We start from the raw sequence: 8,254 nt of genomic DNA, 5'->3' as shown, positions 1-8,254 counted from the left end.
TTAGAATTTTATCATCAAGATATAGGAATCGGAGACGGCGTTTTGGTCTGAGATTTAATTTAATCGCTGGCATTTACAACTATGAACTTGCTTTAGGCTATCATCAAGTAGCTGAATAAGACTTTTGCAGGAGGTCTAGTAGCCGGTCGTTTCAGGCTTTGTTACCCTCTTTCTTTGTACCAGTGTATGTACTATAATAAGGATAATGGCAGGTTTTTGAAGGTTCCAATCCTATTTTCGCAGCACTAACATCGGATTTTAACAGGTCAAAAGCCTTATTTTAAAAGGGTTTTACCATTATTCAGCAAGCCTTACTTAAAAGTCTGAAAGCTTATTCATTCGTAGTGGGTCAAGCACGGAGCGGGTTAAACGGCAAACCCTTTATTCCCTGGTCAATGACATCAGGAATTACTTTTCTAATGATGTTAAATGCCCCATTGACATCGGCATTTAACAACTGATTTGTTCCCATTTTATCAAGTCCCCTAGCTAACCTTTTTCCCTTAAATAATGGTTTTTCTTCACCATATTTAGTTAACTCATACTAAATCCTTTGAGTATAGGCTACATATCAGGACAGGCACTCATGCAAGAGGCACTCATGCAAAACGGAGAATAAATAATCAGTTTTTAATAACCATATTTAGGTAACTCATCCCTATCTAAGGCACTCGATTGTGAGGTAGAGGATTCTTCGGTTATTATGACTTTTATTCCTTTTAATTGAGCTTTATAGGTTAACATTTTTATTAATCTATAATGAGGAATATTGACCAATTGTTGAGTATTTCTTTTTCCTAGATTAAGAGATTGTTTCATGCGCTCATTATGCCCAATTATTAACGTCCCTATTTGATGAATAATACAGCAATCTATTACTCTTTTGCTGGCTGTGTGTAGGTAATTTTCTCCTCGACAGTTTCGTTGATGGGTGAGGAATATCAATCTCTTAGATGAGGGGAGATTATTTCGGGGTTTCAGTTGAGATTGCAAGCGGGAACGTTGTTTATTGTAGAAGGTGTTAATCGCTTTTAAGGGTCTGCCATTGATCAAAAGAGGGGCTACACCTGTTTGATTTGTAGTTACAGCCATTAAGTTATTAACTCCTAAATCTACACCAGCTTATCTGTTGTTTATCTGTGGTTTACAACCGTCTTTCATATACTATTTTCATGACATAACAGCTACTTTTGGGGACAATTATCACGGCAATTATTTCTCTCTTGGCTGTGGGAATTTTTAAGTCGCTCATAGACAATAGACTAAGCTGAAATCACAGGCACTCAAAGGGGTTAACCTAGGAGCAAAAGACTATTGTGAAGCATCACTTAAAAATTGATGATCAAGTTTACTGCCATTGAGCGTGAATGGGTGGATGGAGTAAACGCTCAACCGGTTGACCGTTTTTTAAATGTTCTTCGACAATCTGATTGACATCCTCTGGTTTAACACGACAGTACCAAGTTTCCTCGGGAATAATTCTCACCGTGGGGCTAGTGCTACACTGTCCTTGACAACCACTGGTCATAACGATGACATCTTCTGGGAGAGCTGCCGTTTGCCAAGCTAAAAGAAGCTCCGACGCACCCTGTACCAAACAGGAAGAATGCTGACAGACCATCACAAATCGCTTTTGGGGATAAGACATATTATCTAAAAAGTTGCAAAATTAGATAGTTCCTCGGGTATATTCTTGGGGGTCGCTTTGAGGAAGCATACTTTTATTTTGCCCCGAATCCCCGATACTGGCAATACAAAAAAAAGGGGGCGAAAAATTAACCATCAATCTTTAAAATAGAATTCGGAGAAAAATTTAGTCAATCAAGAGGGTAAAAGTGGCATTCGCTAGTCATTGGGTCATGTTAGGTTTATTACTGGGTTTTGCCGTCGCCCATAGCGGATTAGCCAGTTTACGAATGGGGGGAGAAGCTATCATCGGTGCGCGACTGTATCGGGTATTATTTGCCCTTGTGAGTATCCCTCTAGCGGTAATTTTAGTAGTTTATTTCTTCAATCATCGTTATGATGGTTTGCTTCTCTGGCAAGTACAGGGAGTAACCGGAGTAAAAACCCTAGTTTGGATACTTTCGGCCATTTCTTTTTTCTTTCTCTATCCTGCCACTTTTAACCTGCTGGAGATCGCCGCTATCCAAAAACCGCAGGTTCATCTCTACGAAACCGGCATCCTGCGCGTTACCCGTCATCCCCAGATGGTAGGACAGGTGATCTGGTGTATTGCTCACACCCTCTGGTTAGGGACAAGCTTTACCCTATTGACTTCCCTAGGTTTAATTGCCCATCATCTTTTCGCCGTCTGGCATGGCGATCGCCGGTTAGAAGACCGTTACGGAGAGGCATTTTTAAAGATCAAAGAACGCACCTCGGTGATTCCCTTTTTAGCGATTATCGATGGTCGGCAAAGCCTAAAATGGCAAGAATTCCTTCGTCCGGCCTATCTAGGAGTAACAGGGTTTATTTTACTCCTCTGGTGGGCGCATCCTTGGCTAATACAAGCAACAAGTAAAATTTATTGGTGATTTTGCTCCCAACCCCTTTCTTATTGATCCCGATTGGTGTAGAATGGTTGCCATATCAAAATTAAGTTTTTATAAAATCGGTTTAGACATGATGCTATCTGTCAACGAAAAGAGCTTCCCTAAGCTAGTTTTAGAGTCTTCTCGTCCGGTCCTCGTGTATTTTTGGGCTCCTTGGTGTGGTTTGTGTCGTTTAATCCAACCCACCCTCTGTTCTTGGCAAAATGACTGTCAAGGTGCGATTCAATTAGTCGGTGTCAATGCCGATGAGAATTTTAAGTTAGCTAATAGTTTTCGTCTGCGTAGTCTGCCTACTTTAATTCTCTTCGATCAAGGTGTTCCAGTTCACCGTCTGGAGGAAATTCACAGTCGCGAGGAATTGCAACAAACCCTGCGACTAATAGTCAAAAATCAAATCCTGCGTTCAGCTTAAGTAGCTGGTTATAATTAAATTGAAGATATATTTTGGGTTCGATCCCCCCTTAATCCCCCCTTAATAAGGGGGGTGCCGATAGGCGGGGGGCTCCCCCTTGATAAGGGGGGTGCCGATAGGCGGGGGGCTCCCCCTTGATAAGGGGGGTGCCGATAGGCGGGGGGCTCCCCCTTGATAAGGGGGGTGCCGATCCCCCCTGCCCCCCTTGATAAGGGGGGTGCCGATAGGCGGGGGGATCCCCCTTAATAAGGGGGGTGTCTGACAACTTTTAACACCTGCCTGCTTAAGGGAAAGATATCTTTTCTGATGGGACTGGCAGAGATAATATAATAGGACAAAAAGTAGATAATCCCAATTCCTAAGATACCCATAGTTCCCCCAGTTCAAAAAATTAGGAGGCTTGCAAAAAATGCCGATTGGTGTGGCTGAATTTGTCGAAAATCAGGAAAATCGCTGTCCTGTGGTATTACTACTAGATACCTCTGGTTCAATGTCAGGGGAACCGATTAAGGCTCTCAATGATGGTATCAAAACCTTTCAGCAGGATGTGATGCGGGATACCCAAGCGACGTTGAGTGTAGAAACCGCCATTGTTACCTTTGGTAATGGAGGGGTTAAAACCGTGCAAGATTTTGTCGGGATTGACCAATTTACGCCACCTACTTTAACCGCAGGAGACTTAACTCCGATGGGAAAAGCGATTGAATTGGCCTTAGATTTAATCGAAGATCGTAAGGCGATTTATAAAAGTTATGGTATCCAATATTATCGTCCCTGGATATTTTTAATTACTGATGGTGCGCCTACGGATCAATGGAATCTGGCGGCGCAACGGGTAAAACAAGGAGAAGCAGAAAATCGGGTTTTATTTTTTTCTGTAGGTGTTCAGGGGGCCGATATGGAGAAGCTCAAACAGATTTCTAATAATCCCCCCGTGTTACTCAATGGGTTAGATTTTCGGGATTTATTTCAGTGGTTAAGTAACTCAATGAAACGAGTTTCTGGTGGTAAAATTGGAGAGGCGATCGATTTACCACCAGTGAATTGGGGACAAATTACCACCTAGAGGACAGTTAATTATGTGGAGAACGTTGTGTCAATCGGTAATCGGTAGTTTTCATGTGCAAGGGGGATTACCCTGTCAAGATTATGGTGCTTATAAATTATTGGGTCAGGATGTTTTGATTGGAGCCGTGGCCGATGGGGCCGGTAGTGCCAAACGTTCGGATTTGGGGGCGAAAATAACAGTTAAAGCAGCGCTGCAATTTTTAGAGGAAAATCTCAAAAAAACAGCATTTGCGGCAACTGAAACTGAAGCAGAATTAGAGGAAATATTCCGGCGACTGTTGGCTTATGTTCAGCAAATTCTCCAAGAAGAAACCGAAAAAGAACAGTTAGACATTAATGATCTAGCGACAACTTTACTGGTTGTTTTGGTTACTTCAAAACGGTTAGCGGCGATGCAGATAGGAGATGGTTTTATTGTCTTCAAACCTCTGGGTGGAAATTATCAGTTATTGTTGCAGCCTGACAAGGGGGAATACATCAATGAAACCACTTTTGTTATTTCTAGTAATGCTTTGGAGGATATGCAAATAAAAGTTTTAACCGAGCCAGTTGCCTTTATTTGTGTGGCGACAGATGGAGTGGAAAAGGTATCGATCGATTATAAAAATTGGCAGCCTTTTCCGCCTTTTTTTCAGCCATTAGAGGAATATTTACAACAGACAGAAACGCCATTGCAGGAAGATCTCAAAGAATTTTTAGAGCGGGAGGATTTAAATAAGTTAACAACCGATGATAAAACCTTACTCCTAGCTTTTTGTTTAAGAAACTGAGGGGTTTAAGAAACCGGGTTTGTTTGACAAACCCGGTTTCTGGATCGAAATTTTTGATCCCTTGTGTCAAGGTGCTACCTTGGGACCTAATATTAACGAATCTACCTCAAACAATCGTGAGCAGAAAATCTATCAAAAGTAATCTGTAGGTTGGGTTGAGGAACGAAACCCAACTCAATTATTAAAAAGTGTTGGGTTTCACTATCGTTCAACCCAACCTACGATGGGACTAAGGCTGAGGGGTTTAAGAAACCGGGTTTCTGGATCATAGCGTTCCTAGGTAAAACAATCGTGAGCAAAAAATCTATCAAAAGCGACTTGAAGAGAATTGATGCGATGACGGATGAGAATATCGATTATTCTGATATTCCGCCGTTAGGTGATGAATTCCTTACCCAAGAAACAGTATCTTTTTCGACATCAAAGCAGCAATTAACTATACAACCTATGGCAGATTTAATCGTCCGCAATATCGATGAAGCCATCGTCAAAGCTCTCAAAAAGCGAGCCAGCCAACACGGGATCAGTGCCGAAGCCGAACACCGCCAAATCTTAGAAAAAGCCTTGCTGCAACCGCAACGAAAATCCCTAGCAGAGGTGCTATGCCAGATTCCCAACGTTGGCAACGATTCAGACTTCGATCGCGTTCAAGATGACACAGCCAAACCAGTATTTGATTGATACTAAGTAGGTAGGCGTTAAAAATTATCAGACACCCCCGTTATCAAGGGTAGGGTTGATTCATGAATCAACCCTACCTTATCAAGGGGGGATCAAGGGGGGATTAAAGGCAAAATCCATTTTTAATTTAATTATAACCAGCTACTTAATATTATTAGTAAGTGAGCAAGATGCTCACACTTATAATAAGTAGGTAGGTGTTAAAAGTTGTCAGGCACCCCCCTTATCAAGGGGGGCAGGGGGGATCCCCCCGCCTATCGGCACCCCCCTTATCAAGGGGGGCAGGGGGGATCGGCACCCCCCTTATCAAGGGGGGCAGGGGGGATCGGCACCCCCCTTATTAAGGGGGGAAGGGGGGATCGAACCCAAAATCTCTCTGCAATTTAATTATAACCCGCTCCTTATATCTAACTTATTAGAAACGACTAGATAAATTTTTCTGAACAGCACAAATACTCGGAGATTTTTTGATGTCTTTAACTTATCGCTGTCAACTACAGAATCGCTGGATTACACTGACGCAAGAACTGGCGAACAGTGGCGAAGCGAAAGTATGGCACACTAACTTTAATGGGTACTTAGCGAAAATCTACCACAATCCCCATAATGAAAGGGTTGATAAATTACAGTTAATGGTGAGAAATCGGCCTGGGGATCCTAATGCTCATCTTAACCATATTTCCTTCGCTTGGCCCTATTCTATCTTGGAAGATAACCAGGGAAAAGTCGCTGGTTTTTTAATGCCAGAAGTGGTGGGTTCAGAAACATTATTAAAGCTTTGTACGCCCAAGTTAAGAAGACAAGACAAGTTAGAAGCTAATTGGTATTTTCTTCATGTAGTAGCGCGGAATATAGCCGCTATTATCCAAGCAATTCACGCTAAAGGTTATGTTTTGGGAGACATCAAGCTAGAAAATATCTTAGTGAATAATCGGGCGTTACCTACAATTATTGACACAGATTCATTTCAAGTATCAGATCCCTATAGCGGTAAAATATATCGGTGTTTAGTTGGCTCAGAAGGATTTACACCGGCGGAATTAATCGGAGTGAATATAGCGGATGTAGATCAAACAGAAGTGCATGATCGCTTTCGATTAGGAGTTGTTATTTATTATCTATTATTTAGCGGGCCGCCGTTTCGGGGATTGTGGCAAGGAGCAGGAGATTCCCTGGAACAGTCGGAACTAATTCGACGGGGACTCTGGCCTTTTTCTGGTGATAAATTGGTTGTACCTAGTAATACGACAATCCCATTAAATATTTTACATCGCGACTTACACGCCTTATTTTTGCGCTGTTTCAATGAGGGACATAAATTCCCCGACAGACGACCGACGGCTGAGGAATGGCGCGGTACTTTGGAAGCTGCACTAAAAGAGGTTATACGCTGTGGCAAAATTGATAATCATTACTACAACCGCAGTTACGGAAAGTGTTATTGGTGTGAGCGATCTAGTGATTTAAATTTTGATATTTTTCCAGGGAAAAGTATCGCTAATGTGACATCTACACCGTCACCTAAAGTAGCGCCAACTCCACTGACAAACTTCACCGAAAACCTACCCAATGGACTAAAACTGGAGATGGTAGGCTTACCAGCAGGTCAATTTCTCATGGGCTCTCCTGACAGTGATCCCGATGCTGAAAGTTTTGAAAAGCCTCAACACCAAGTTAAAGTAAACAGTTTTGCTATTGGGAAATATCCAGTGACTCAGGCACAATATGAAGCGATAATGGGAACCAATCCCTCTTATTTTCAAAAGAGGAATTGCTTTCAAAATAATCCGCAAAATCCGGTAGAACAGGTTCGCTGGGATGACGCTCAAGCTTTTTGTAATAAATTGAGTCAAATAACAGGCAAAACTTATCGCCTTCCGACAGAAGCGGAATGGGAATATGCTTGTCGTGCGGGGACAACCACTCGCTTTTATTTTGGTGATGATGCTAATCAGTTAGGAGATTACGCTTGGTATAGGGGAAATTCTCAGAATACAACTCATCCTGTTGGCCAGAAAAAGCCCAATGCTTGGGGACTATATGACATGAGTGGCAATGTTTGGGAGTGGCGCGAAGACGATTTGCATAATAGCTATCAGAATGCGCCAAAGGATGGCAGTGCGTGGCTAACAACTGATAATAATTTTCACATAGTACGTGGCGGCTCTTGGGACGACGATCCCGGGAATTGCCGTTCCGCGTATCGCAGCAGCTACGGCTACAGCGGCGGGTTTCGGGTTGTGTGCGTCCCCAATGTGACATCTACACAGTTACCTGTCGCTACTGTAACACCTACACCGTCACCTAAAGTAGCGCCTCCAGCGCCCTCTTCGCCACCACCTCCCCCAGCAAAGCTAACTCCATTTACCGAAAAAATATCCAAGGGAATAACACTGGAGATGGTAGGCTTACTAGCAGGTCAATTTCTCATGGGATCTCCTGACAGTGGTCCCGATGCTTCGTATAAGGAAAAGCCTCAACACCTAGTTAAAGTAAATAGTTTTGCGATTGGTAAATATCCAATTACTCAGGCACAATATCAAGCAGTAATGGGAACAAATCCCTCTCATTTTAAAAACAATCCCCAAAATCCGGTAGAAATGGTTAGTTGGCATGACGCTCAAGCCTTTTGTCAGAAATTGAGTCAAATAACCGGGAAAACCTATCGCCTACCGACAGAAGCGGAATGGGAATATGCCTGTCGTGCGGGGACCACTACTCGCTATTATTTCGGTGATGATGCTAATCAGTTAGAAGATTACGCTTGG

At 42.7% G+C, this 8,254-nt stretch carries 7 protein-coding genes and 2 pseudogenes; 7 read left to right on the top strand and 2 right to left on the bottom strand.

What is annotated here, in order from left to right; all coding sequences use genetic code 11:
• Positions 1 to 119, top strand: a pseudogene (locus O9332_RS10735) (IS5/IS1182 family transposase); the annotation flags it as partial.
• A gap of 526 nt (positions 120 to 645) precedes the next feature.
• Here O9332_RS10735 and O9332_RS10730 read toward each other — a convergent pair.
• Positions 646 to 1,258: pseudogene (locus O9332_RS10730) on the bottom strand (RNA-guided endonuclease TnpB family protein); the annotation flags it as partial.
• 90 nt (positions 1,259 to 1,348) lie between these two features.
• Positions 1,349 to 1,648 carry a (2Fe-2S) ferredoxin domain-containing protein gene (locus O9332_RS10725; protein WP_079207412.1) on the bottom strand — a complete coding sequence of 100 codons (300 nt, stop codon included), beginning with the start codon at positions 1,646 to 1,648 and terminating at the stop codon, positions 1,349 to 1,351.
• Positions 1,649 to 1,835: 187 nt separating this feature from the next.
• Between O9332_RS10725 and O9332_RS10720 the strand changes: the two genes are divergently transcribed.
• From O9332_RS10720 to O9332_RS10695, 6 genes are all read left to right on the top strand, one after another.
• A complete protein-coding gene (locus O9332_RS10720; protein WP_288025420.1) occupies positions 1,836 to 2,537 on the top strand; it encodes an NnrU family protein in 702 nt (233 codons plus the stop codon).
• An 88-nt stretch (positions 2,538 to 2,625) separates the two neighbouring features.
• The gene (locus O9332_RS10715; RefSeq protein WP_147071683.1) at positions 2,626 to 2,967 is read left to right on the top strand and encodes a thioredoxin family protein; all 342 of its coding nucleotides are present in this window, start codon (positions 2,626 to 2,628) and stop codon (positions 2,965 to 2,967) included.
• Between the two features lie 409 nt (positions 2,968 to 3,376).
• Positions 3,377 to 4,033 (top strand): vWA domain-containing protein, encoded by a 657-nt coding sequence (locus O9332_RS10710; RefSeq protein WP_288025417.1) that lies wholly within the window; start codon positions 3,377 to 3,379, stop codon positions 4,031 to 4,033.
• A gap of 13 nt (positions 4,034 to 4,046) precedes the next feature.
• Positions 4,047 to 4,805, top strand: coding sequence for a PP2C family serine/threonine-protein phosphatase (locus O9332_RS10705; RefSeq protein WP_045356219.1), 759 nt, complete (start codon positions 4,047 to 4,049; stop codon positions 4,803 to 4,805).
• Between the two features lie 318 nt (positions 4,806 to 5,123).
• Positions 5,124 to 5,486, top strand: coding sequence for a FitA-like ribbon-helix-helix domain-containing protein (locus O9332_RS10700; RefSeq protein ID WP_288025414.1), 363 nt, complete (start codon positions 5,124 to 5,126; stop codon positions 5,484 to 5,486).
• Between the two features lie 470 nt (positions 5,487 to 5,956).
• Positions 5,957 to 8,254: SUMF1/EgtB/PvdO family nonheme iron enzyme (locus O9332_RS10695; protein WP_288025412.1), on the top strand; the 2,298-nt coding region annotated here is incomplete at its 3' end.

This window comes from Microcystis sp. LE19-10.1B, assembly GCF_027530565.1.
GTDB classification, from domain to species: domain Bacteria; phylum Cyanobacteriota; class Cyanobacteriia; order Cyanobacteriales; family Microcystaceae; genus Microcystis; species Microcystis aeruginosa.
This window is presented reverse-complemented; position numbering and strand designations above follow the sequence as displayed.

Bases quoted from the DNA above. Each gene is read 5' to 3' on its own strand.
- O9332_RS10725 (WP_079207412.1), bottom strand. From the start codon at position 1,648: ATGTCTTATCCCCAAAAGCGATTTGTGATGGTCTGTCAGCATTCTTCC.
- O9332_RS10715 (WP_147071683.1), top strand. From the start codon at position 2,626: ATGATGCTATCTGTCAACGAAAAGAGCTTCCCTAAGCTAGTTTTAGAG.
- O9332_RS10710 (WP_288025417.1), top strand. From the start codon at position 3,377: ATGCCGATTGGTGTGGCTGAATTTGTCGAAAATCAGGAAAATCGCTGT.
- O9332_RS10705 (WP_045356219.1), top strand. From the start codon at position 4,047: ATGTGGAGAACGTTGTGTCAATCGGTAATCGGTAGTTTTCATGTGCAA.